The following is a 24,781-nucleotide window of genomic DNA, read 5'->3' as shown; positions in this document are numbered from 1 at the left end:
CTATTCTGCGGGGGAGGTAAAAAATTTTGCCTTTTTCTTCAAAAAAACTACAATATAAAAAACCTTGATTAAAAAAGGGAGATTTTTTATGTTCCAACTTACCAAAACCGTCGCCGAAGGACCTTATATCAAAATTATGCGTGCGCTACTGTCTGCTTGTTTTTTGGCGGTTCCGCTGCTTTTCTTTACCGATTTAACCTCCAATCCTTTTACCGTACAAAGTGTGCTTTTGTATATATTGTTAGCTGCTATGTATGGGGTGTCTGCCGTGCGGTTTTTGCGGGCGGGGCATATTAATTTTACGCGTACTTTTTTTGATTTGGCTTTTGTCATTTACATCTTGGCTGCAGCCGTAAGTTGGCTTTCAGCAGTATCGGCGGCCCCTCAATATTTGCGCCAAACTTTGTTTTATAATTTGTTGGATTTCGGGTCCCTCTTATTGATAGTGGCTTTAGGGGCTTATGTAATTAGTAAAAATGTAGTTTTCAGCGGCGTTATTGAAAGCAAGACCAATTACATTCTATTGTTTATCGGATGGGGGGCCTTGTGGTTGTTGTTGCCTCAACTTAAAACGCATATCTCCGGCGATGGTTTTTGGGCGCATATTTTTGATTGGTATGGCTTGGTGTTGTGGATAGTGGGAATTTGGCTGGGCACGCGCGTATTGAGTAAACTAACACAGGAAAATGTGTTGGTATTGAGTTTTGTGGCTTGTGCCTTGGCATGTATGTATGGCGTTTTTCAAGGGTTTGGGCTGGATCTTTTGTGGCCGTTTGATATGCAACAGTTTGCCAGTAAAGCATTTTCTACTTTTGGAAATCCTAATTTCTTGTCTTCTTTTGTTGTGATGTTATTACCTGCGTTGCTGGTATATTATATGCGTACCGAAAGCCGAAAAGATATTTGTGTGTACGGATTTTTGGTATTGGTTTATCTGTTTTATTTGTCCTTTGGGCTTTGCCGTTCTTGTTGGATAGCCGCCTGTGTGGGGCTAGTGATGATGTGGATGTTTGGTACATTGCGCAGTTTGATTTGGCAGCGTAAAGGACGTGTGTTTTGGTTGGTTGTATTGGGGGTAGCGGTGACGTATTTACCGGTATTTGTGCAAAGTTCTCGCGATGCCTTGGTTAACCGCGTAGCAGAAGTGAGCCAAGTGTCCCCGGCCAGTATTACATTGGATATTTCTCGTGATAAAATTTTTACTTCTTTACATCAACGTTTGTATATGTGGGACGTTTCTAAAGAAATCTTTTTAAATCGTCCTGTCATGGGTGCCGGTTTGGGGAATTTCCAAACGGCTTTTGCTCGTACACAACCGCAAACATTACTTTCACACCCTAATTTGCGTGAGTTGAAAACGGTCACCAATTCTCCGCATAATGAAATCTTTTTTCAGTTAGCGCAAGGCGGTATCGTAGGGGTGGGGTTATTCCTTTTTATGTTTATGGTTCTGTTTTTGGAAGTGCGCGATTTTGCCGCGCGCAAAAAAGAAGGAGATAAAAAGCAACTTTTGCAGGCATTGTTCTGTGGTATATTGGCAATGTTGGCTGACAATATGCTTAATATCTCTTTGCATACGGTTGTGCCTGCATTTATTTTTTGGTGGATTGTAGGGGCGGAAGTAAGCGGTGTGGGGCGTGCCGAAACCAATATTGAAGTTTCTGCTAACCCTGTGACGAAAACGGTGGCTTTGTCTATTTTGGCTTTAACGGTAGGAATTGCCGCCTGGCAGGGGATTGTGTTGGCTAGTCAATTTCATTCTTTTCGCGGTCAAAAAAGTATGGCTAATCAGCAGACAGCCCAAGCGGAAAAAGATTTGTCCTATGCCCTTAAACTCTATCCCGCCAATACGGAAGCCGGTTTTAAATTGGGCAATTTACTGCTTTCTCAGCAGAAATATGCTGATGCGCTGCAAACGTTTGAAAAATCGATCTCCGCGGCGGCTTATTATGATCAAGTCTATTATCATGCTGCTATCGCGGCTTTGGGATCGAAAGATAATGCCAAGTCTGTGCGGTATTTAAGGGAAACATTGCGTTTGGATCCTTTTAACTTAGCTGCCTATGAAACATTGGGTAAATTGGTGCGGGAAGATGTGATTTACTCCGATGAAGAAACAATGACTATTTTAGAAAGAGGATTGGATTTGTTTCCGTATGATACCAGTTTGTGGCATGATGTGGGGGATATTTATTTAAAACGCGGCGAAAAAGAATATGCCAAAACCGTTTACAAAAAGGCATTGACGATTGATACTTTAGATAAATCATTGCTAAAGAGATTGTCTAAATTATACGGGAAGGAAGAAGAAAAACCGGAAATTTTGTCGCAAGCGAAACAATTGCAACAATATTACGATCAGGTGAATAATATTCAAGGTTCTTCTCGTGCCAAACTTAAAAAATTGCGCAGTCAATTGGAACAATATGTGCAACTTTATCCGCAAGACACCAATGGCTCTATCTTGCTGGCGCGATATTTCATGTTGACGGGAAATGATATTAAATCCAAAGAACTGTTAGAAAGTATTTTGCAAAACCACCCGGAAGATTTATCAGCCAATTTGGCACTGTCTTCCCTGCTGCAACAGGCAGAAGACCTTGAAAATGCTAAAAAATATCTAAACAACGTATTGTTTTATTATCCTCAAAATCAAACGGCTACCCGTCGATTGGAGCGTTTGGAAGGGAAATAAAAAATGTTCAAAGAAAAAGTAAAAAATCCTCTTGCAAGAAGATGTGTTTTTTTGCTCTAATAATCTTTATGGGGTGCATGCACCCGTTTTTTCGCGTGTAAATTGCTTTACAAAGAAATGTAAATTGATATAATGAAGTGTGTATGTTGTTGAATTAAACAAGGGGCACTCGACTAGTCTATGAAAATATTAAATACAATGAAAGTGAAATTTCTCGTCACCCTGCTGGCCTTTATTTTGGCCGGCGGTCCTGCTTTGTTTGCTGCTTCTGCGGCCAAACAATTAGAAAAAGGTAAAGAGCTTTACGCCCAAAACAAGGACGAAGAAGCCATGGAATATTTGATTGAAGTTTTGGTCAATGGTTCCCGTACTCAAGCTGATGAAGCCAATCAATACATCAATTTGATTCACAGCCGTATGGGGGGGATTCAAGATCCCATAGAAGTAGATGTAAACTTTAAAGAAGGGGTTGAGCAACGTTTGGAACCGGGTCAAGATCCGGCAGTTTTGCAAGCGCAATTAGAAGCTGAAGCCGCCGCTATAGAAGAAGAAGTAGAAGAAGCTGCTGAAGAGGTGGAAGAAGCAGTAGAAGAACAAGCGGAAGCAGTGGTTGCTCAAAAAGCCCAAGCTCAGGCTGATGCTCTTGCTTTGCAGGCTCAGTTAGACGAAGAATTGGCCGCCCAACAGAAAGAACAACAAAAATTGCAAGCTGCTCTCATCGCTGAAGCAGAGGAAGAAGATGAAGAGGATGAAGAAGCGGAAACTGAGGCTGACGAAGTAGCGGCAGTCCAAACCGATGAAGAAGATGTAGCGGAAGAAGCTGCCACCTCTACTTCTACGTTTAATGATTTAACTTCTCCGTCTGCTTTAAGAGCACGTCAGATTTATACCAACCAAAAAATAGACAGTATGAAAACGGCTGTGCTTGCCCGTTTGGAAAAAACACCGGGTGTAAGAGTGTATTTCCGCAACGGATTGCCGGATGCTATCGATATTGACAGTGAAGTTTTGTTCAACGGATATAAATTCCGTTCTGAATCTTTGCCGGTGTTGGATGATGTTTATGCCTTGTTGGCTTTGACGCAAGGTGCTGGCTACACTATTTTGCCTCCGGGTTCTTATACCGATAATATTACTTTGGCCGGTATCCGCCAAGCAATGGCCTTGAACTCTTATTTGGTGCACAAAGGTTTATCTTCCGGTAAATTGAGCTACAATATGGGCTTGTTTGATCAAGAGCCTCCTGCTAAATTTGCCAATTTAGACGGTGTGTCCATTGTTTTTGATTTTGATGCCGAATTGCCGGCCTCTGTACCGGAAGCCGCTTCTGTCAATAAATTGCCGATGTTGAGCATGGCGGTTGTTCCGGTCAGCAACAAGATTGATCCTGCTTCCGGTGAAGCCTTTGTGTTGGACTTTTCCGTCATTGAAACGGTGGAGCCGATTGACAATTGGTTATTCCAGATTATTCAACACGCTGACAACGGTACTTATTACGTGGTACGCCAATTGGAAGGATATGCCCCGGTTTATCACCAAGTACTGTGGAACGGAAGAAAAGGCGTGATCGGACCTGAATTGGCCTGTGGCACGTATACGTTGGTTTTGACGGCTACGGATGTACAGGGTGGAAAGCGTACTCTTCGTCGCCAAGTAGAAGTGGCTTGCTCTCAAAAATCTCAATCGAAAGCAACTGTAAAAGAAAATTTGGATTATAAAACGGCTCGTTTGTGGACTCGTCCCGGACGTACGATGGTAAATCCCGTTAAAGAAGAAACACCGGTGGTAGCTGAGCCGGAAGTAGAGGCCCCGTTAGCAGATTCTTTGCCTGCTGAACCGGCTGCCGCTGCTGTGCCGAATGTACCTGCCAATGATTATGGCGTGTCTGATCCGTATGCCGCCACTCAACACCAAGTACCGGCACAAGGGGTTAACAATCCGTACGATATGCCGTTTGAACAATATTAATTTGTTTTTAGAAAAATACAAAAGGGTTTAATATGAGTATTGCAGAAACTTTGATAGGCAAAAATATGAAAGCCCATCCGGAAGCGTTGGGGCTTTACATAGGCCTAGATGAAATGTACATAGCACAAAGTAGCCGAAAAGACGGCGGTATCGTCTTGGAGTCTTTGTTGCGTGTTCCCGTTTCTTCTGTGGACCGAAGCCAATTAAAACCGCTGGAACTAAACGACGGTTTCTTTGCGGCGGAAAACTGGTTGGATGCTTTGACGAAAGTTGCCGCTAAAAAGAAGTGGGACGGCAGGAAGGTGGTAGTTTCTTTGGCCCCGTCTTTTTCCATTCTTCGTCACTTTGTAATTCCGACGATGATAGAGCGAAAGCACTGGAAAGAGGCTATCCCTCTGCAAGCTCGCAAATACATTCATTTCCCTTTTGAAAAAACTCATTACGCTTACCACGTGTATGAGTTTGAAACGGCCGCTACCAAGCAAAAACGTTTGGGTGTTATCTTTACGATGACTCCTAAAACGATTGTAGAAAGATTGGAAAAAGGATTAAAATCTGTCGGTTTAGATCCGGTTGCCATTGAAACTTCTCCGCTTTCTTTGAGTCGGGCATTTTGCGAGAGCGATAAAGAAGCGGTAGGAGATAGCGGCAGAATCTATTCTTTCTTCGGGCAAAACTGGGCTAATTTTATCTTTACCAATCATAATATGCCGGTATTGATGCGTGAGGTAGAAATCGCAGGCTTTTTACCGGTGGAACGCCGTCGTTTGGAAATTTCTAATTGTACGGAGTTTGTGGCCAAACAATTAGAAAAAGACCCCTTTGAAGAAGCCGTTATTATGGGTGGCGATATGGATAACTGGACTCCGTTGTTGGAAGCAGAATCCAAAAAGCCGGTTCGCAAATGGAATTTAAAAGAAGTCTATGGTATTGAAACCAAATCTGCAGGAGAGATAGCGGCCATTGGAGCCAGCATGAAGTTTTATGACTCCAAAACGCCGGACTTGGACTTTATTAAACGTAATCGTTTAAGCGAGTATGAGTTTAATGCTGGTTTGATGGCTTGGAAAATTACCGGGCTTGTTGTGCTGGTGTTCCTGTTGTTATTGGGTAAAGTTTGGTGGAAAGTGGAAAACAGCAAAAAAGATTTAGTTGCTGCCAAACGCCAAAGTAAGAAATTGATTTCTGATTTTGAGGGCCTTACGGCATCTCAAATTCAGAGCAATTTAAGTAAACTGAAAACTCAAAATAAAAATTTGGAACAACTACTGCAAAATGTTCCGGCTACACCTTTGTTGATAGATATTGTGGCGGCCATTCCGGAAGATGTGTGGCTTACCAGTATCTCCTATCAAGAGGAGTTTCCTTCCAAAAATAAAAATGACCGTAGTTTGGTGTTGGAAGGCTCGGTGAAAACAGGCAACTCTGATAGAGATTTGGCACTCGGACGTGTGTTTAGAAATAATCTGTTGGAACAACCTGCTATTAAGGATTTGTGCGGCACGACGGGTGAAATCAAATATAAGGATTTAGCCTTAGAGGATTCTGCTACTAAAAAGAGTAAATCTAAAAAGTACGAAGAAAAAACAAAGAAGGAAACCTCTTTCGTGTTTACTTGTGGTCAAGGAGGGGCGAAAAAATGAGCAAAGGTGTAAAAAAACCCAACAAAATCCTTGAGTCTATTAAAAAAGGTCTAAATGATATTAAGGTAGTTGCTGAGGAAGGCAATTTTAAGTTGTTTCTTAAGCAAGCCGTAGTGATTGTGATTGTTTTTTTGGGATTCCGTTATTATAGCCAAAATTTACAAAAACAAGATACAAAGATACACGGTCAGATAGAGGCTGTTCGCACACAGCAAAAAAGCGAAAAAGAGTATCTGGCTAACAAGGAAAAACTTTTAAAATTAGAGCCTCGTTTCCCGGATATGGAAGCCAAGAACGATTGGTTGTTAAGCCAGATTGTGGCTGTATCTCGTGATTCTGGCATTACTCCGAGTTTGGGCTCTGAACAAAGCGAAAACACTACCAATGCCGGTTATACGGTAGTAAGCATTCCCATGAGTGCGACACTTACGTATAATCAGTTAGGACAATTGTTAGCAAATATTGAAAATAGGGAAGAATATTTGAAAGTTTCTGAATTTTCTCTGAAAAAGAATAATGAAATTTTAGGAGAAAATGAGGTCAGTATGACTATTAACACCATTTTCCCGAAGGAAAAAGTGGCCAAGAGTTTATTTAAAGATGCTAAAAAAGACACTAAAAAGGGAGGTAAAAAATGAGAAAAGTTAGTTTCTTTTTGACCTTAGCGGTTGTCTTTGCTTCACAGCATCTTTTTGCTGCAGTAGATGTTGCGCCGGAAGTGCCTGATTTGGAACTTCCAACGGAAGAAAACGTTTTAGAAGATTCACAGATTCCGACCGTTTTAACAGATGCTCCTGCAGAAGTAAAACCGGAGGTTGCCCCTGTAGCAGCTCCTAAAAAAACTTCTTCTAAAAAGAAGAAAAAATCCGCTGCCAAAACAAAAACGGTTCCTCCCGTCACGGAGGCTGCAGCCAAAGTGAATGCGGAAAATATAGCCGTTGAAAATCTGTTGCCTGCTACTACGGGGGAAACATTGGCTTCCTCTACCGTAGTGGCGGAGCCGGTGGTAGTGGCATCCGCTACCGAAAAGGTAGAAGAAAAATTTGAACCTGCCAGAGAAACCAATCCGGAATTGGCGCAAGAGCCGGAGAAAAAAGAAATTAAGGTCTTATTTAATCCGCCTACGGATAGAGACCCGACCCTTTCTGTTGATGATACCTTGTTGTTGAAACATCGTGAAGAAGAACGTTTGCGTGCCATAGAGGCAGAACGTCAACGTAAAATTGAAGAAGAACGTCAACGTTTGGCCGAAATTGAACGTCAGCGTCAGCTGGAGTTGGAGCGTTTGCGTGATCCTTCTCGTGAGATTCGCGGTAAAATCCGCATCAATGGTATTATCGGACAGGAAGTATTTATCGGTGATAGAGTGTATGGTGTTGGAAGTACGGTGTTGGGTGCTCGTATCGTACAAGTATTGCCGGAGTCCGTTGTATTTACATACAAAGGTCAAAAATTTACAAAGAAAGTACAACTGAAGTAAGATTAGCTGTTTATATTATAGGAGGATAGATGAAAAATCGGTTAGGAGTTTTTCTGGCTTTGCTTTTAGCGGCCGGAACAAGTGCCCTTCCTGTTGCAGCCCAAAATGCTGTGGCAGAGGCTACCACTATCTCGGCTGAAGAAACCGTAAAGTTGGCCGGGGAGCCGGACTTGTACAAAGAAACGGAAGTTGCTTCTCCGTTGGACCGCAAAGTGTCCATTCGCGTTTCTAACGTACCCATATCGGCCTTCCTCAACAGTATTACGACTCAAGCCCAGATTAACTTTATCATGAGCGAAGAGTTTGCCAATAAAAAGGTGACCGCTTCTCTGACTAAAGTGACAGTCCGTGAAGCTTTGGATACCTTGCTTCGCGTGCATGGTTTAACGTATCAGCGCATTGGTAAAAGTGACAGTTATGTGGTCACCAAACGTTCTAATGATGCTCCGGATACGATTACTAAGATTTATACGTTGAGTTATATTTCCTTACAGTCCATTGGCTCTCCGTCTAGCGAAATGAGCAACATTATGTCTCAGGACGTTTCCAGCGCGGCCGGATCTTCTTTCGGTGGCGGTTCTAGCGACAGCGGTACTGCTGCTGGCGGAAATACCGGTGGAGATGCTTATTCCGGTACGGCTGAAATTATCGGCATCGTAAAGAGCATGTTGTCTCCTGTGGGCCGTATTGCCGTTGATCCCAGAACCAACAAACTCATTATTACGGACGTGGCGGAAGTATTTTCTCAGGTTGAAAATATTTTGGCAGAGTTGGATATTAAACCGCCCCAAATCTTGATTGAAGCACAAATTGTCGAAGTCAGCAAGACCAGCGGTTTGAGCTTGGGCTTTGAATATGGTGCCGGTGACGGTACGATTGTATCTTTCACAGGTCCGAAACGTCAAGTGACTTCTGAATTTATGCGCGGTTTCTCTGTGGATGGCGAAGGTAATAAACAAGATATTCATGGATGGGATTGGATTTTCCCCAGCACTAATGATTTAAATAATGGCGGCAGCGGTTCCGGCAGCGGTGGCGGTTCCAGCAGCAGTTCCTCCAGCAATGGCGAAGGCGAAAGTGAAGGCGGTATTTTGGACTTCTCTGCTTTCAAAATTGTATTGAGAAGTTTGTTGACTCGCGGTGAAGCCAAATACTTAGGTAAACCCAAAGTGGTCACCTTGAATAACAAAACCGCTACTATCACCACTTCTACCGATGCCACAGTAGGTATTACGCAATCTGTGTCCGGCAGCGGTGATACGGGTATGTCCACCCAATCTGCGGAAAGAAAACGTGTAGGTTTGACCTTACAAGTGACCCCGCAGGTAAACCGTGAAGGTTATGTCACTTTATATGTACAACCTTCTTACTCTGACGTAGTCAGCTCCGGTTTCGATAATACCAAAGATACCACCACTCGTGCCGCTTCTACGCTTGTTCGCGTGAAAAACGGTCAAACAGTGGTTATCGGTGGTTTGTTGACATCTCGTGAAACAGATCAAACCCGCAAAGTGCCCTTGCTTGGTGATATCCCCATATTGGGTTGGTTGTTCACCAGCCGTTCTAAATCCAAGAGCACAACGGACTTAGTGATCTTTATTACCCCGACCATCTTGGCGGAGTAAGCATTAAAAAAGCAGTTTTAGAAAATGCCTTGCCCCCTTTGCTCATCATGAAAAAAGGGGGCAAGCTGGAAATAAGCAATTTAGATTGAAAGCGTAAAGGAAAGAATAATGGCAAAAGAACTGGGTGATATTTTAGTGGAACAGGGGACCCTGTCCGATGAACAACTGAAAAGAGCTGAACTGTACGCACGCCAAAATAACGTGAGTGTTGGCGAAGCGTTGGTTTCGTTTGGATTTGCAACGGAAGAACAGGTGACGTCTGCCCGTGCAAAACATCATTCTCTCCCTTACGCTTGCAAAGAAAACGGTATTTTAAATCCGGAACGGGATCAAGATTTGCAAAAGTTGATTCCTGAAAAGTTTGCTCGTGAAAATTTAGTAGTTCCTTTGTTTATTGAGGATAATGAGTTGGCTGCGGCTTTTTTTGATCCTACGAACTTATTCTTGATGGACAATATCCGCATGATGGTGGGACGTGAGGTACAACCGTTTATTGCCAGTAAGAGCCAAATTTTATCGGTAATTGACGTTTTCTACGGTAATAAAAACCTCTTGGAAGAAGTAGTAAATGAAGCAGAAAAAGACAAGGGGGCCGGGCAAACAGCCTCTGAAGAAGACGTGCAGGTTTCCGGTGCGCTCGATTTGGATAAAACCTCTGCCAATTCTTCTCAGAACGTTAAATTGGTAAACGCCATTTTGAAGCAAGCCATCGCGGAGCGTACCTCTGATATTCACTTGGAAATGTTTGACGAGCGCGTGAGTTTGCGTTTCCGCATTGACGGGTCTTTGTACGAACGTACTCCGCCTAATAAAGACTCTTTATCAGCCATTATTTCACGTATTAAAATTTTATCTAAACTTGATATCGCCGAAAAACGTTTGCCTCAGGACGGTAGTTTTGGTATTAAGTATCAAAACCGCGCTATTGAAGTGCGTGTGTCTGTATGTCCGGCCGTATATGGTGAAAAATTGGTACTTCGTATTTTGGACCGCGGTACCGGTGAAATGAATGTAGACAAACTCGGGTTTGAACCAGAGCAGAAAAAGGCCTTCTTGGAAGCGGCCAACTTACCTCATGGTTTGATTTTCTTGACCGGTCCTACCGGTTCTGGTAAATCCACCACGTTAAACGCGGTGCTTACCACCATTCGTACACCGGAACTCAACTTTATGACGCTGGAAGATCCTGTGGAATATAAACTAGCCGGTATCAGCCAAGTACAGGTGAAACCGCAAATTGGTTTAACATTTGCGGCGGGTCTGCGTTCGTTCTTGCGTCAAGATCCGGACGTAATTCTGGTAGGTGAGGTGCGTGATAACGAAACGGCAGAAGCCTGTTTGAAAGCTGCTTTGACAGGTCACTTGGTGCTTTCCACTTTGCACACCAACGAAGCCTTGGGTGCCATTCCCCGTTTGATTGATATGGGGATGGAGCCGTTCTTGTTGTCCAGCTCTTTGGCTTTGGTGGCGGCACAACGTTTGGTGCGTATTTTGTGTCCGTATTGTAAAGTTCCTTATCGCCCTGATCCGGGTATTATTGCGAAAATTATTACGGAAGGTCATTTCAATCCGAAAGAGGCCAACACTTGGACTTTTTACCGTTCAGTGGGTTGCCCCAAATGTGTGGGTACAGGGTTTATGGGCCGACGTGCTATTTATGAAGTGTATCGTATCAATGAAGAAGTGCGCAATATTATTTATAAAACGCAAGACTTGGTGGAGATGCGCCGAGCCATTGATAGAAGTGGCGCATTGAACTTGCGTGGAAATGGTTGGAGAAAAGTGGTGAAAGGTTTGACAACCATTGAGGAAATCTTGAGTATTACGACTGATGAATAAAAAAGGGGTTTTATGCAAAAATACAGTTATGTAGTCAAAGATGGAAATGGGAAAACTCTCAAGGGTAGTATTAACGCCGAAAGCCGCGATAGAGTAATTTTTGCGTTGCAGAATAAAGGCTATATTATTCTGGAAGTACGCGATGGCTCTAGCAGTGGACTTTTTGGTAAAACAGCCGGTACCAAAAAGGTAGGCGGCAAAGTGCCTGGCCACGTGTTGGCCTTCTTTGCTGAGCAGCTTTCTACCCTGATTGCCGGCGGTGTGCCGTTGGTGCGTGCCGTTTCGCTTTTAAGTGAATATGCTTCTAACCCTAAATTGGGTGTGGTGTTAAACCAAGTAGCCAAAGACGTGGCTGCCGGTAATTCTTTTCACTCTGCGTTGTCGCGCCATCCAAAGACTTTTGATAACATTTGGTTGTCTTTGGTGCAGGCCGGCGAAGTAGGTGGAAACTTGGCTGACACATTGGGTCAAATTTCTCAATACATTAAAACCCAAGAAGGCATGAAAAGCAAAATTATTACGGCTGTCACTTATCCGGCTATTTTGACTTTTGCCTCTGTGGGTGTACTTGTGTACTTTATTTTGGGTATTGTGCCTACGTTTGCTCAAATCTTTAAAGATTTTAATATCGAGTTGCCGATGATTACCGTAGTGGTGTTGGCCATTTCTGGTTTCTTAATCAATAACGGTATTTTGCTTATTGTCGGGATGATAGTCGCCTTTTTAGGCTTTCGCTTCTATATCAAAACACCGGAAGGTAAGAAACGTTGGCATTCCTTCTTGCTAGCGATACCCTTGTTTGGTAATTTTTTGCGCAACATTTATTATTCTCGAATGTTGACAACATTGGCTACGTTGTTGCGTAGCGGTGTGACTATTTTGAACGCAATATCGGTATTGGAAGATTCTTTTAACACCAACGTTATTATTCAAAATGCATTGCGTCAGGCTAAAACCCAAGTGGCGGGCGGTAAGTCTATTTCTGATTCTTTCCGCGAAGCAGGCGTATTTCCCGGATTGATGACGGAAATGATGCTCATGGGTGAAGAATCCGGTAAATTGCCCAGCATTATTGCTACGCTTTCTAAGTTCTATGCCGACAACGTGGATCAATTTATTGCCCGTTTCTCTGCGGTTATTGACCCAATTTTGATTTGTGGTGTGGGTGCTTTGATCGGTATTATTGTGGCGTCTATTTTCTTGCCGATTTTCAAGTTATCTCAAATCGGTGGGCAATAAGGAGGCGTCTATGCCATTAAAAAAGAAGGATTGTCGAGGCGGTTTTACATTGGTGGAAGTGCTGGTGGTGGTGGTAATTGTTGTCACGATTACGATGTTTGCGGTGCCTTCTTATAAAAAATCGCAGGCGCGTGCTCAATATATGTCCGCTTCCGGAGTATTGGTGGAGTTGGCTACGGCTACGCAGATGCTGATGGAGGAATATCCGGATTTGGAGATTAGTTCTGCAGCGTTTTCTTCCAACACGCCAGATTATTCTTCCGCCCCTACGGCAAGTACAGCTGCTGCTTGGATGTTGGGTAAACAGTATTTGGGAAAAGTAGATTTTCAGTCTGATGGTAAATACAAAGGCTATAATTATGCTTTTAGCACCACTGGAAAGCCGGTTTGTTCCAGCACTTGTAAACGGGACGCAGCAGCAGATGCATTGGCCTGTATGGAAAATAAAGACCACACAATAGATGCTTATAAATGTGCTTGGGTCAGCCGAGAAGACGGCATGTTGCATAATAGCAACGGGTGAGAGATTGTATGAAAAATCAAAAAGGTTTTACTTTGTTGGAGTTGTTGGTTGCGTCTACCATTTTGGGGATTTTGGTGGTTTTTGCCACGACCTCTTACCGCAATAGTGTAGCGGAAAATCGTTGGGCGCAGGCGCGTGCGATGACTAATCAATTGGCAGGCAGTTTGCAACGTGTCAAAATGGATTATCCGTCTGTATCTTTTAAAGAAGAAATTATGCAAAATGTTGATTATGACGGAAAATGCCCATTTGACATGCAGGAAAGTTCTTTTCCTGAAGTTTTTCAAGCGGGAGATTTAACTACTTGCGGATATATGGAAAGCGGCGCTTGGACGAATACTTCTTTTGAGTATATGATTTGCGGTACAACTCCTACGGGAGAAATTTGTTCGAAAAAAGACGGAGAGAATTTTCCTTTGGCTTGTGTGAAAGCAAGAGACACAGCCCGACTGCCGGATCAGTTTAAAACCAATACCTATTGTGTGTATGAAACCGGAAAAGGTATAGAATGCCGTAAAAAAGATTCTGAAGAAAAATGTGTGTCCTTATAGAGGTGTAATTATGGATAAAAAGGGTTTTACCTTAATGGAAATTTTGTTCGTGCTTTTGGTTATCGCAACGATTGTCAGCTTTGCGGTGCCGGGTTTACGTTCGGTACGTTTTGATATTCGTAATTCTCAAGCAAAAAATGCTTTAAAAAACTTGTTGGAAGCACGTCGCTCTTTTTATCAAAATACAAAAGGGGTGGATATCAAGGAGGACTCTTCGTTTGAGGCTAAAAATGCTAAGGGTTTCTCTACTCAGGCATGCAATAACCAAGCAGCCAGCGGTATCCCTTCTCCTGCTCAAGAAAAGGCAGAACCCGCCCAATTGTTCGCTTGCGGTTTTGCTAATTGGAAAGACTTTTCCTCTTTGCCTTATACCTTTTATTTTTGTGATCATTGGACTGCGGCCAGCCATACCAGTGAGTTGTGCCAAGTAAAAAGTTATGACGACCGGACGGTAGCTATGTATGCCTATGTAGCAGAAGCAGACAGACGCTTAGGCGGAGATAAATACTATATTTTAAAAGATGGGAGTACTCATTATTATATGGCTATCGGTTGGGATGGGCAAATATATGAGAATTTGGAGTAAAAAATGAAAAGAATTTTAAAAAGTAAAAAGGGTGTTTCGTTGTTGGAAGGGTTGATTGCGCTGATGCTTTTGGCCATTGTGGCGACTGGTACCTTTGGCGTTTTGCTCAGTACTTCTCGCAAAAGTTCAGCTCCGGATATGCGTGAAGAAATGGCTCTTGCCGTAGACAGAGCCCAGCAAATGTTGCAAGTGTATGTAAATGCAAATCAAACCAATATAAGCAGTGATTTTGGCGATACTTATGCTACGCAGATTTCGTCTGGATTGTGCGGAGATGATACCACCCCTTTGGCTGTGGGCGAACATGAAATAAACTGTTTGTTGCCGCATCAATGCGATGTTAAAAATTCCGGTTTTATATATAAAGTTTCAGAAGTTGCCAATGCTGCTTTGCGTCCTCGCACAACAGATTTGGCCAAGAAGAAAAAAGAAGATGGTACAGATGATGCTGTTGTAAATAACGCAGCGACGACGGAAATTCAGGTAGAGTTTTTGATTTCTTGTAATGGGTACACGTTATGAAAAATAAAAAAGGGTTTACGTTAACGGAAGTGTTGTTGGCGGTGATGATTGTGGGCCTTATTTCCATCTCTTTGGCAGCATTAACTCGTTCTGCCGCCAGAGAATCCGGTGTGGGCCGCAGCAAAGTAATGATGAGAAACAACTTGTCTCGCTTTATGCGTACATTGCGTGCTGATTTGCAGGAGGCTACAAGAGTAGATGAATGTGCTCTTTGTGCTGCAGACGGAGATAATGGGGTGTTTGAGGTAGGTGCAGGAGACACCGTAAAACTTTTGCGCTTGACGAAAAATCAAATGCGCGACGGAAATCCTGTTTTAGAGCAAATTACGACGCAAGTCGGTTCTACTTCTTCCACAGAAAAAAAGACGGTTTTGTATTGTTTTGAAAACGGTACCGAAACCAGCAATGTTGTGCCGGAAGGAGCTATCAGAGGCGGTAAGATTTATCGTTATGAATATCCTACTGCTATTGTGCTGACTTGTGATGAGGCCAAAAACTCCGGAGAAGTCTCCAAAGAAGTGGCACTCTCTCACGTGAAATACATTCCCTCTATTGCAGGATATGCCGTGCCTATGATAGGGCGCAGAAGTTTTAGTCGGGAAGGGATAAACAGTATGTTGCGTGTAAATATTATTACGGAATTGGATTCCGTCCCCGTTGTTAACGAAACGGTGGAAGAAACCTTTGTTGCGCCTATCGGCTACTAGAGGGGGAGAAGATGATTAAAAATAATAAAAGAGGCGCCGCCCTCATGCAGGTATTGTTAATCACCGTTATTCTGGCAGGAATTACCACGATGATTTTGCGGGCTAATTTGTCCCGTACGGCCTCTGCCCGTAAAACCCGTCGGCAGGCATCGGCTCAGGTGTTAATCCAGGCTTGTATGTCCAGAGTAAATGATTTGTGGACGGCCAAAAGTCCGGATGCTTTTCGCAGAGATATGAAAGACGGTATTATGTATTGCAAAGGGAGCAATCCTTCTCTTGCTTGTCCTGCTGCTGACCAGGTAAAATCCATCGTTTGTGAATTTGGTAAGTTTAAAGTGACGGCAACTATAGAACCTGATGCGACAAAAGAATCTGCCAACAATGGCGGTTTACGTGCCATTGTATATGAAGTGACAACGGGAAGTAATTTTCTGTAAAAAAGGAGGCTGGTGAATGAAAAAGATTCTTATTTTCTTTTTCTGTTTTTGTGTTGTAGGTTTTCTTCAGGCTCAAACTTCTTCATTTCTGCAAGAATCTTTAGGTGGTAATGCAGTAGATGCTCCTCCTTCCAATATTGATTTATTGAAAAAATCTTTTGGCACTTCCGGCATTGCTGCTCCGGCTACTTCCGTTAATACGGATACGTCTGCCCCAAAAGAGCAAGCCAAACCGCAAGTGCCCTCATCGGCTCCTTCTCAGACTGTGGAGACAAAAAAAACTGCTTCTTCAGCAGCTCCGCTAGTACCTCAGAAATCCGCCGTGCCCGCTGTTCAATCAAAAGAGGTGGTAAAGAAAAAAGTTGTTTCTCCTCTAGAATCTTTGCAACCTAAGCCTGCGCAAACGCCTCAAAAAACTGCCATTGAAAAAGAATTAGAGACCAACAATGCTTTAAAAGAGGGTGAACGCATCGGTACTCCTAAAAATAAGCAGGAAAAAGCAGAAGATAAACAAAAAAAAGAAGCAGAAGAAGCCGCACAGGCTGAATTGGATTATGCCGCGCGCATGTTGCAAGAATCCAAAAAAGCCAGTACACAAGGTCGCTTTATTCCAGAACCGGCTTCTAAGACTGCTCATGCTTCCGTCCCTTCGCCTAAAGAAAAAAAATTTAACCCCAATACCTTTAGACCGGGAGTGGAGTGGGTCAAAAGCAATAGTACACATTTTGTAATTTATACGCAAAAAAGATCGGGCGGAATCGGAAGTTCTAATATGTCAATGGCTTTTGAGTCTGCCTATGCCACGCTCCGTCGAAACATTCCCTGGATGATGACGGAAAAAGTAAGGGTGTTTGTATATCAAGATCATGGTAATTACTTAAAATATGAACCCAGCGCCAAAGCATGGACCAGAGCGTTAGCTTATCCGACTCGTGGAGAAATTGTGGTCTATGATGAGCCGGGTAAACAACAAGAACTTAAAGAAGTGTTTACGCATGAATTGGTGCATATCTTTACGCAAAAATATTTTGACAAGCATAAAACCAATCGCTTAGCTACGCCCATTTGGCTGGATGAAGGGTTGGCTGTTTATATGGAAGACCAAGCCTATAATGGTGTGAAAGGCGGTCCTTGGGCCAATGATTTTAAGACGTATAATTTGCAACGAAGTAAATCCAGCCCGACGGAAGAATTTGGCTCTAGTCGCGTTAAAAAATTTCGTTCATCCTCTCGCAGAGCAAAGCCGCTGGTGCTGATGCCGTTTGGCCAATTTATGCAAGAGGGGTCTTTGGAGGCAATGCAAGCGCGTGGAAAAACGCAAGAGTGGTATTTCCAAGCCTATGCTATGGTGCGGTTTTTATTAAATCCGGCCAATACTTCTTCCCCGTCTAATCGTATGCAATTTGAGCAGTTTACCCGCCTGCTTTCACAAGGAGAACCTATGAGAGACCCGTCGACGGGGTTTGTGATGAAAGATAAGAGCGGAAAAACCTTGTATCAGCCTTATTCCGTCGAAAAAGCATTAGGTAAAGCCTACCGTTATAGCAGTGCTGCCAATTTTGAAGATGCTTTTTGGAAATGGGTCAACACCCTCCGTTAATTTCCACTTAACGAAAGTTTTTAACAGCATAAGATTATATCTTATGCTGTTTTTTTCTCGAAAAATTGACCTAATTTTTTATTTATTTGACAAACAATAAAAAATATGATATAATAAATACATACAAACTAAAAGTTTGTATTTTTTTGTCCTCATTTTTCCCCGAAATATTATTATCTTCTTTTTGGCCCGTTCTCAGCGGGTTTGTTTTTCATCGATCGTTATGACTTCTCGTAGCAAAAAAATGACAAATTCCAAAAGAAAAAACATATCTTCCGACAAGGATACACTTGTTTATCAAGAAGAATATGCCCAACGTTTGTTGGCATTTTTTGACATATCGGCTTTTACCGTCACAGAAGTAATAAAAAAGGACGGTTCTGTTTCTTTAATAGAAACGGCGGCAGAACTGCCTACCTTTGCGGCATTTGCACGAAGTTTGGGGGTCACGCAAGAAATATTAACCCAATGGGAAAAAGAATATCCGGACTTTGCCCAATCTGCCAAAAAAGCACGCGATTTGCAGGGAAATATCTTAATTCAAAATAGTTTGCGTGGGAATTATTCTGCTTCTTTTGCTGTTTTTACGGCTAAGAATTTATTAGGGTGGAAAGACGGAAAAGAAGAAACCTCTAAAAAAGAAGTACCTTTAGTGATTCGGTGGGAGAAATAAAATGCCTCGTCAAAGAATGGTAGAAGAGATTGTTATTCCTTACAAGCCGCGTTATCCTCAGACGCTGATTCATGAGCAGTTGGAAACTCACCGCTTTAATGTTTTGGTGACGCATCGGCAAATGGGCAAGACGGTTTGCGCCATTAATCATTTACTAAAAAGTGCTTTGAAAAATAAACGCACCGCTGGACGTTATTTTTATATTTCTCCTTTTTTAAAACAAACCAAACTCATTGCTTGGGATTATATGAAGCGTTATACTATGCCTTTGCCGCAGGTTAAACTGTGCGAAACAGAACTAAGTGTTTTATTGCCGAACGGGTCTAAAATTTGGCTGTTGGGGGCCGATAATCCAGACGCTTTGCGCGGTACATATGCCGACGGAGTAGTGCTGGACGAATATGCCCAAATTAAGCCAGATGTATTTGATGAGATTATCCGCCCAATGCTTCTTTCTCGTCAAGGATGGGTTCTGTTTACCGGAACACCAAAGGGACAAAATCAATTTTATGATTTGTATCAACACGCCCAGAAAGCCATGATTTCTATGCCGCAACAATGGTGGTGCGGTGTTTTTCCGGCGGATAAAACAGGAGTGATTGACGCAGACGAATTGGCTCATATCAAAGCGCATACGCCGCAGCATTTATTTCGCCAAGAATATTTGTGTGATTTTACGGCCGATGCCGATGATGTGCTGATTAATGTAAGTGAGGTGTTGGCTGCAGAACAGAGACATTATTCTTCGGCTCAATTACGTTATGCGCCTAAAATTATCGGGGTTGATCCGGCCCGTTTTGGAGCGGACAGAAGTGTAATTTTTAGACGTCAGGGAATGCAAGGTTTCCCACCGGAAATATTTTCCAAAACAGACCACATGACGCTTGCTTCACGCGTAGCAGCTACGATAGATTCTTTTCGTCCGGATGCAGTATTTATAGATAGCGGTTGTGGCGGGGGGGTGATAGACCGCTTGAGACAACTTGGTTTTGAAGTTTGTGAAATAAACTTCGGTTCTGCTCCGATAAAAGTGGGACAATATGCCAATAAACGAGCTGAAATGTGGGGGGAAATGGCACAGTGGTTGCACGACGGAGGGGCCTTGCCGGTATCGGCACAACTTAGGGCGGATTTGTGCGGGGTGCGTTATAGTTTTGATTCTTCCGGCAAAATGAAATTGGAAAGTAAGGAAGATTTAAAAGCACGTTGTGGCCGAAGTCCGGACTTGGCAGATGCCCTGGCGCTCACTTTTGCCATGCCTGTTTTGAAGAAAAAAGGTGAAAGTTCAAGTTTTGCCAAAACAGAATATAATGTGATTTAAAACTAACTTTAAAAAAGAAATTTAATAATTTATCGACGAAAAAATAAAAAATGCTAACAAAAAACTTGACAAAACTAACAAAATATGCTATAATCGTTTTATCAAGTTTATCTATTAAATCTAGGTCTTTTTAGACCAAAAACACTTACAACATTGTTCCAAACATCATAAGCAGTAAACCTACTAAAAAAATTGCACTTACCAATCCTGAAATCCAAGCCGCCTTGCGTTTGCTTCCTCTCGGAAAAACTTGGCGTGTGATGAGATAAAATCCCGGAAAAGCCAATAGTAGTACAAATATCAAAATAAAAATAACTCCCAACATAAACACTCCTTTAGGTTTTTTTATATCCTAATAAATTTTTCTTTTCTTTGCACGCAGTACATATCTTCCAACAAAGGTGATTTATGACTTACAGAACACAAGAAACGGAATTTTTCCGCAAACAGTATGACGGCATGAAAGCCCAATCTAAAACGTGGAAAAACACGTGGAAAGAGTTGTCTAAGTTTATTGCTCCCACACGTGGTTTTTTTGAGGGAGAAGCAGTAAATGACGGGCAGAAAATAGATCATCGCGCTTTAATTGATTCCGATCCGATGCTGGCGGTAGAGGTGCTTTGCGCCGGTATGATGTCTGGCCTTACCAGTCCCAGCCGCAGTTGGTTTGAATTAAACTTATCGGATGCCGATTTGATGAAACAAGACGGGGTGCGTCATTGGTTGTATGAAGTAAGACGCAGAATGGAAGAAGTGTTAAGCCGTTCTAATCTTTACAATACTTTGCACAGTTTTTATCAGGAGATTTCTATTTTCGGTACGGCTGCTTTTCTATTGGAGGAGGATGCTGACCATATTATCAGTTGTCGCAGTTTTACGGCCGGAGAATATGTGTTGGGAGCCGATAGTCATGGGAAAATTAATGCTTTTGGGCGAGAATTTTTTATGACAGCAGGACAAATGCTAGAACAGTTTGGCTCAAATAACTTACCTGCTTCTATCGCCTTGCGTGCCCAAGAAAAAAGTGCAGAATTTTTTCCTGTAATTCATGTAATTGTACCCAACCCTCAGGCCGATCCAAGCAAAATAGATTTTCTTCATATGCCATACGCATCTGCTTATTTTACACCGCAAGGACATCTGCTCAGACGAGCAGGATATCAAGAGTTTCCCGTTATTGCGGCCCGTTGGGAAGTAAAAAACAGTTCCGATATCTACGGACGCGGACCAGGTTGGAAAAGTTTGGGCGATGTAAAAATGCTCCAAAAAATGCAAAAAGCCAAATTGGTGGCTTTGGATAAAAATATTAATCCTCCGATGATGGTATCTGCCAATGTGCAGGGAGAGGTAAACCTTTTACCAGGTGGCTTGACCCGCTATAACGGCACTACAGATGCCGCCGTTAAACCGGCCTATCAGGTGCCTATAGATTTGGCCGCCCTAGACAGTAGTATTGAACGTGTAAAACAGACGATTAAAGGGCAATTTTTTGCCGATGTGTTCCTGATGTTAAGTGCACAAAATTTTTCAAAAATGACTGCTAGAGAAGTGGCCGAAAGACATCAGGAAAAAATGTTGGTATTGGGGCCGGTATTGGAAAGATTGAAAAATGAACTGTTGGACCCGTTAATTGAGCGCACCTTTAATATTATGTACCGTCGGGGGGTAATTCCTTTGCCTCCGCAAATTGTAGAGGGAGAAGATATTAAAATTCAGTACGTATCCATGATAGCACAGGCGCAAAAAGCAAGCGGAGTCAGTGCTATCGAACAGGGGATTAATTTTGTTGCACAGTTGGCGCAAGGGCATCCGGAAGTACTAGATAAGATTGATTTTGACAGAGCCGTAGAGGAAGGATTGGATTTGTTGGGAGTGCCGCCGGTGCTTCTTCGCAGCGAAGAAGAAACGCAACGCATTCGCACACAACGCCAAACGGTGGCGATGGCTCAGATTGAGCAAATGCAACAAAAGTAAAAATCTAAAAATAATGCTGCGGCGCGGGGAGGCCTAAAATTAACGAGCCCCCCTACGCAGTGGGGAAGGAAATACGCTGTTGTTTCCTTCCCCGTTAAAAGCAGAGAGTGAAGCATGAGTAAATCGATAGAAAAAAGAAATCTGGCAGATTTATCTGCCGTATTGAAATTGCCACAAGGAAGGCGGCTATTATGGCGTTTATTACAGGTGGCACAACCGGATCATCACGGCTTTGTGCCGGCAGATCCGTATGCAACGGCTTTTCACTGCGGTCAAAAAAGCATTGGACTGTTTTTGCAAAACCAAATTTTAGAAGTTTCTCCCTTGCTGTTGGCACAAATGCGGGCGGAGTATTTGTCTGAATTGAAGGCCCAGCAAAATAAAATTGATAAAGAAAAAGAGGAGCAGCCTTATGTCTGAAACACAATCCTTAGAAACAACCCCCATAGATGATTTGAAGGCCGACGAAACAACCGGCCGGCTGAGCGAAGCGGAAAAAAGTTCCGCCGCAGATCAGCTGCCTGCTGTAGAAAAGTTAGACGAGTATGAAAAATTGGAACTTCCCACCCAATTAAAAGGTTGTGAGGAAAACTGGCAATCTTTTAAGCAATTGGCCGGTCAATTACATCTACCGGCTGAAACGGTGCAGAAATTATTGGATTGGGAGATGCAAATATTGGCGGACGGACGGAAAATATCCGACGAAGCGCGTCGACAAATCCTAGATAAATGGACGGCACAGACCCAACAAATGCTGGGACCCTGCTATCAAAAGCATTTGACTGCAGCTTTATCTGTGGTGCAACGTTTTGGCGGAGAAGAACTGAGAAACTTATTAGATGCCACCGGTTTGGGCAGTCATCCGACAATCGTTAAGACTTTTTATGAAATCAGCAAACAAATCAGCGAAGATTGTTCTATCGGCGGTTCGGCGCGCACCACGATGGACAAAACCTTTGCTGAGGCTTTATACGGGAAATCCGCCTAGACGGTTTTCTTTGTCCGAAAGGACCGACTTTATAAGGAAATTTAATTTATGGCGATTATTGCAGATAAATATTACAACCTCTTAGATTATGCCAAACAATTTGACCAATCCGGCCAAGAGTTGGCTATTGCTGAGGTATTAAGTAAATCCAATGACATCATCGCAGATGCGTTGGTGGTGGAAAGTAATTTAGACTCCGGTCATGAGTATGCCGTTCGTACCGGCATTCCGGAAGGTACTTGGCGCAGAGCCTATCAAGGAATTGAGCCTGCCAAAGCTACTACAAAAGTGGTGGTGGAAGGGTATGGCACGTTATCTTCTTATTCTGTGGTGGATAAATTGGTGGCGGAAAAAGGCGGTAATTTGCAGGCGGTACGTACAGGGCAAAGCAAAGCCATTATTGCCGGTATGTCCAATACAATGGCCAGTAATTTGATTTATGGAAATGCCGGTCACACACCGGAACGCTTTACCGGTTTGGCGGCTCGTTATAATACGCTGACTGAAGCCGAAAGCGCACGCAACGTTATTGATGCCGGTGGAAAAACCGACGGGCAAAACTCCTCTATTTACTTGGTTGTGTGGGATAATGATAAAATCTTTACCTTTTTCCCGCATGGCTCTAAAGCCGGTATTGAGCGGGTGGATCATGGTTTAATCAATCATACCGATGCCGAAGGCAACGAATATCCTGCTTACAAAGAGTATTTTGAATGGAAATTAGGTCTGGCGGTGCAAGATTGGCGTTATGCCGGGCGCATCTGCAATATTGATGTGACCAATGTGTCGGAAGATTTGATTGATAAAATGTGTGATTTGGAAGAACGTATCCAAAGCCTTAACTTGGGAAAACCTTTCTGGTATATGAACCGCACCGTAAAAGCGGCTTTGCGCAAGTTAACCAGCAATAAACATAACGTACAGTATACGCCGGATCAAATTACCAGCCGTCCATTAATGACGTTTAATGAAATTCCGGTCCATATCTGTGATGCTATTACCGATACGGAAAATGTGGTTATTTAAGAAATTAAGGAGAAAATATGTTAATTGATACCAGTTTGCTTCTTTCAGATAAACAGGCTGTTGTCGCTTCCGGCGCATCAGAGCATGTCATTGACCAAACGGCCGCAGGGGATATGGCCGGACATGTAATGGTGGTGGCGCAAGTGGCAGAAGATTTTGCCGGATTATCCGGTTTAAAAATCTCTTTGCAAACTTCCAATCAGGCAGATTTTGCCGGAATGGAAGAATTGGCCGCCGTTTCTTTAAAAACGGAGGATTTAAAAGCAGGAAAAACCTTACTGAAAATGGTTTTGCCTTTGGGAGCCAAAAGATATATTCGCGGTTATTATGATGTGACAGGATCTGCTACGGCAGGGAAACTCTCTCTGTTTCTGACAGACTGTTCGGATATGTAATCGCAGCCAGAGGGCGCAGGTTTTTGGGTGTCTCCTGCGCCCTATATCGCTATTTTATAGAAAAAAAGAGTGTGTCTGGTAGGTTTTTAAGGCATAAGAGGGTAAAAGTATATATCAAGAACAAAAAAAACAGAAAATAAAGGGTTTTTTGGAGAAAAAAAGGTTTAAAAGATGAAATTTTAAAGAAAAATGATATTTTATGTGCTGTTTGTATCCAAACAATAATGAATTGAATCTAAATCTTTTTAAATTTGTTAAAGAAGGTTTTAGTTGTGTAAAAATATATATAAAAATAAAAATACTTAAAAAATAAGTATTTTTAAAAATTGTATTTATTTTTAATATTATAGTTTTATTGAAAAACCTTTAAAATTTAATATAAATTAAAATCGGAGTTTAAAATGATATCAAAAACGGATATATGTAATATGGCTTTGGCTCATTTGGGGCAAGAACCTATTTCTTCTTTGAAACAAGATGATGAGAAGTCTCGCAGATGTAATTTATTTTATGAACCTGTAAAAAGAGAGGTTCTGCGGACGCATAATTGGGCTTTTGCCGGCTGTATTGAAAATTTGTCTTTATTACCGCAAAAAACCCCATCCGAATGGCCTTATATGTATGCTTATCCGCAAGATTGTTTATTTATTCGCCGCGTTTTTGGACAGGGGGGATATGCTCAATCTACTGCCTTTAAAGAGATTTATCAGCATGATATTCATGCCAGAGTTATTTTTTCCGGTATATCTCAGGCTCAAGCCGAGTATACACAAGATGTAAAAGATGAGGGAATGTTTGACCCGGCCTTTGTAAAGACCTTTTCTTTGGCTTTAGCGGCAGATTTGGCAGTGGCTTTGACCGGTGATGGGGCTTTGGCGCAGCGTATTTTACAGAAATATACGTTGGCTTTAGATGAAGCTCGCCGCTGCAATATGACGGAAAGTTTTGATATCCATCAGGGTAAAAGTAGTTTTTGGGAGGCAAGATAA

24 protein-coding genes are annotated in these 24,781 nt (G+C 42.6%); 23 read left to right on the top strand and 1 reads right to left on the bottom strand.

Translation table 11 applies throughout. The annotated features are described in order from the left end of the window. Positions 1-88: 88 nt before the first annotated feature. The 17 genes from IKL48_01480 to IKL48_01400 all read left to right on the top strand — a co-directional run bounded on the left by IKL48_01480 (position 89) and on the right by IKL48_01400 (position 19,409). On the top strand, positions 89-2,695 hold the full coding sequence (locus tag IKL48_01480) for an O-antigen ligase family protein (GenBank protein MBR3603356.1): 2,607 nt from the start codon (positions 89-91) through the stop codon (positions 2,693-2,695). Between the two features lie 180 nt (positions 2,696-2,875). Further along, positions 2,876-4,663 carry a hypothetical protein gene (locus tag IKL48_01475; protein ID MBR3603355.1) on the top strand — a complete coding sequence of 596 codons (1,788 nt, stop codon included), beginning with the start codon at positions 2,876-2,878 and terminating at the stop codon, positions 4,661-4,663. 32 nt (positions 4,664-4,695) lie between these two features. Continuing rightward, positions 4,696-6,306: a hypothetical protein gene (locus IKL48_01470; GenBank protein MBR3603354.1), complete on the top strand. Its 1,611-nt coding sequence runs from the start codon at positions 4,696-4,698 to the stop codon at positions 6,304-6,306. After that, positions 6,303-6,944: a hypothetical protein gene (locus IKL48_01465; protein MBR3603353.1), complete on the top strand. Its 642-nt coding sequence runs from the start codon at positions 6,303-6,305 to the stop codon at positions 6,942-6,944. Before IKL48_01470 ends, IKL48_01465 begins: the two co-directional genes overlap by 4 nt. Next, positions 6,941-7,786: a hypothetical protein gene (locus IKL48_01460; protein MBR3603352.1), complete on the top strand. Its 846-nt coding sequence runs from the start codon at positions 6,941-6,943 to the stop codon at positions 7,784-7,786. The genes IKL48_01465 and IKL48_01460 overlap by 4 nt, the downstream gene beginning before the upstream one ends. A 29-nt stretch (positions 7,787-7,815) precedes the next feature. Continuing rightward, the gene (locus IKL48_01455) at positions 7,816-9,411 is read left to right on the top strand and encodes a hypothetical protein (GenBank protein ID MBR3603351.1); all 1,596 of its coding nucleotides are present in this window, start codon (positions 7,816-7,818) and stop codon (positions 9,409-9,411) included. A gap of 108 nt (positions 9,412-9,519) precedes the next feature. After that, positions 9,520-11,250: a Flp pilus assembly complex ATPase component TadA gene (gene tadA, locus IKL48_01450; protein MBR3603350.1), complete on the top strand. Its 1,731-nt coding sequence runs from the start codon at positions 9,520-9,522 to the stop codon at positions 11,248-11,250. Positions 11,251-11,262: 12 nt separating this feature from the next. Beyond that, positions 11,263-12,489 carry a type II secretion system F family protein gene (locus tag IKL48_01445; protein ID MBR3603349.1) on the top strand — a complete coding sequence of 409 codons (1,227 nt, stop codon included), beginning with the start codon at positions 11,263-11,265 and terminating at the stop codon, positions 12,487-12,489. Positions 12,490-12,499: 10 nt separating this feature from the next. Continuing rightward, complete coding sequence (locus IKL48_01440; protein MBR3603348.1) at positions 12,500-13,012, top strand: prepilin-type N-terminal cleavage/methylation domain-containing protein; 513 nt, start codon at positions 12,500-12,502, stop codon at positions 13,010-13,012. A gap of 8 nt (positions 13,013-13,020) precedes the next feature. Then, positions 13,021-13,563 (top strand): prepilin-type N-terminal cleavage/methylation domain-containing protein, encoded by a 543-nt coding sequence (locus IKL48_01435; GenBank protein MBR3603347.1) that lies wholly within the window; start codon positions 13,021-13,023, stop codon positions 13,561-13,563. Positions 13,564-13,573: 10 nt separating this feature from the next. Next, on the top strand, positions 13,574-14,149 hold the full coding sequence (locus tag IKL48_01430; protein ID MBR3603346.1) for a type II secretion system protein: 576 nt from the start codon (positions 13,574-13,576) through the stop codon (positions 14,147-14,149). Between the two features lie 3 nt (positions 14,150-14,152). Continuing rightward, a complete protein-coding gene (locus IKL48_01425) occupies positions 14,153-14,671 on the top strand; it encodes a prepilin-type N-terminal cleavage/methylation domain-containing protein (GenBank protein ID MBR3603345.1) in 519 nt (172 codons plus the stop codon). Then, entirely contained in the window at positions 14,668-15,378 is a 711-nt protein-coding gene (locus IKL48_01420) for a prepilin-type N-terminal cleavage/methylation domain-containing protein (GenBank protein ID MBR3603344.1), read from the top strand. The genes IKL48_01425 and IKL48_01420 overlap by 4 nt, the downstream gene beginning before the upstream one ends. 11 nt (positions 15,379-15,389) lie before the next feature. Beyond that, the gene (locus IKL48_01415; GenBank protein MBR3603343.1) at positions 15,390-15,815 is read left to right on the top strand and encodes a hypothetical protein; all 426 of its coding nucleotides are present in this window, start codon (positions 15,390-15,392) and stop codon (positions 15,813-15,815) included. Between the two features lie 16 nt (positions 15,816-15,831). Further along, on the top strand, positions 15,832-17,415 hold the full coding sequence (locus tag IKL48_01410; GenBank protein MBR3603342.1) for a hypothetical protein: 1,584 nt from the start codon (positions 15,832-15,834) through the stop codon (positions 17,413-17,415). 244 nt (positions 17,416-17,659) lie between these two features. Continuing rightward, a complete protein-coding gene (locus tag IKL48_01405; GenBank protein MBR3603341.1) occupies positions 17,660-18,088 on the top strand; it encodes a hypothetical protein in 429 nt (142 codons plus the stop codon). Between the two features lies 1 nt (position 18,089). Then, positions 18,090-19,409, top strand: a complete 1,320-nt coding sequence (locus IKL48_01400) for a terminase family protein (protein MBR3603340.1) — start codon at positions 18,090-18,092, stop codon at positions 19,407-19,409. A 145-nt stretch (positions 19,410-19,554) separates the two neighbouring features. Here the strand turns inward: IKL48_01400 and IKL48_01395 are convergent, their stop codons facing one another. Beyond that, positions 19,555-19,734, bottom strand: a complete 180-nt coding sequence (locus IKL48_01395; GenBank protein ID MBR3603339.1) for a hypothetical protein — start codon at positions 19,732-19,734, stop codon at positions 19,555-19,557. 83 nt (positions 19,735-19,817) lie between these two features. Here IKL48_01395 and IKL48_01390 point away from each other — a divergent pair, with 83 nt between their 5' ends. The 6 genes from IKL48_01390 to IKL48_01365 all read left to right on the top strand — a co-directional run bounded on the left by IKL48_01390 (position 19,818) and on the right by IKL48_01365 (position 24,781). Next, positions 19,818-21,383 carry a head-tail connector protein gene (locus IKL48_01390; protein MBR3603338.1) on the top strand — a complete coding sequence of 522 codons (1,566 nt, stop codon included), beginning with the start codon at positions 19,818-19,820 and terminating at the stop codon, positions 21,381-21,383. A 114-nt stretch (positions 21,384-21,497) separates the two neighbouring features. Next, a complete protein-coding gene (locus IKL48_01385) occupies positions 21,498-21,803 on the top strand; it encodes a hypothetical protein (GenBank protein ID MBR3603337.1) in 306 nt (101 codons plus the stop codon). Further along, positions 21,796-22,371 carry a hypothetical protein gene (locus IKL48_01380; protein MBR3603336.1) on the top strand — a complete coding sequence of 192 codons (576 nt, stop codon included), beginning with the start codon at positions 21,796-21,798 and terminating at the stop codon, positions 22,369-22,371. Before IKL48_01385 ends, IKL48_01380 begins: the two co-directional genes overlap by 8 nt. 48 nt (positions 22,372-22,419) lie before the next feature. Beyond that, on the top strand, positions 22,420-23,397 hold the full coding sequence (locus tag IKL48_01375) for a hypothetical protein (GenBank protein MBR3603335.1): 978 nt from the start codon (positions 22,420-22,422) through the stop codon (positions 23,395-23,397). A gap of 17 nt (positions 23,398-23,414) precedes the next feature. Next, entirely contained in the window at positions 23,415-23,792 is a 378-nt protein-coding gene (locus IKL48_01370; protein ID MBR3603334.1) for a hypothetical protein, read from the top strand. Between the two features lie 401 nt (positions 23,793-24,193). Then, a complete protein-coding gene (locus IKL48_01365) occupies positions 24,194-24,781 on the top strand; it encodes a hypothetical protein (protein ID MBR3603333.1) in 588 nt (195 codons plus the stop codon).

The sequence above is a fragment of the Elusimicrobiaceae bacterium genome, assembly GCA_017520185.1.
Lineage (GTDB): Bacteria > Elusimicrobiota > Elusimicrobia > Elusimicrobiales > Elusimicrobiaceae > Avelusimicrobium.
This window is presented reverse-complemented; position numbering and strand designations above follow the sequence as displayed.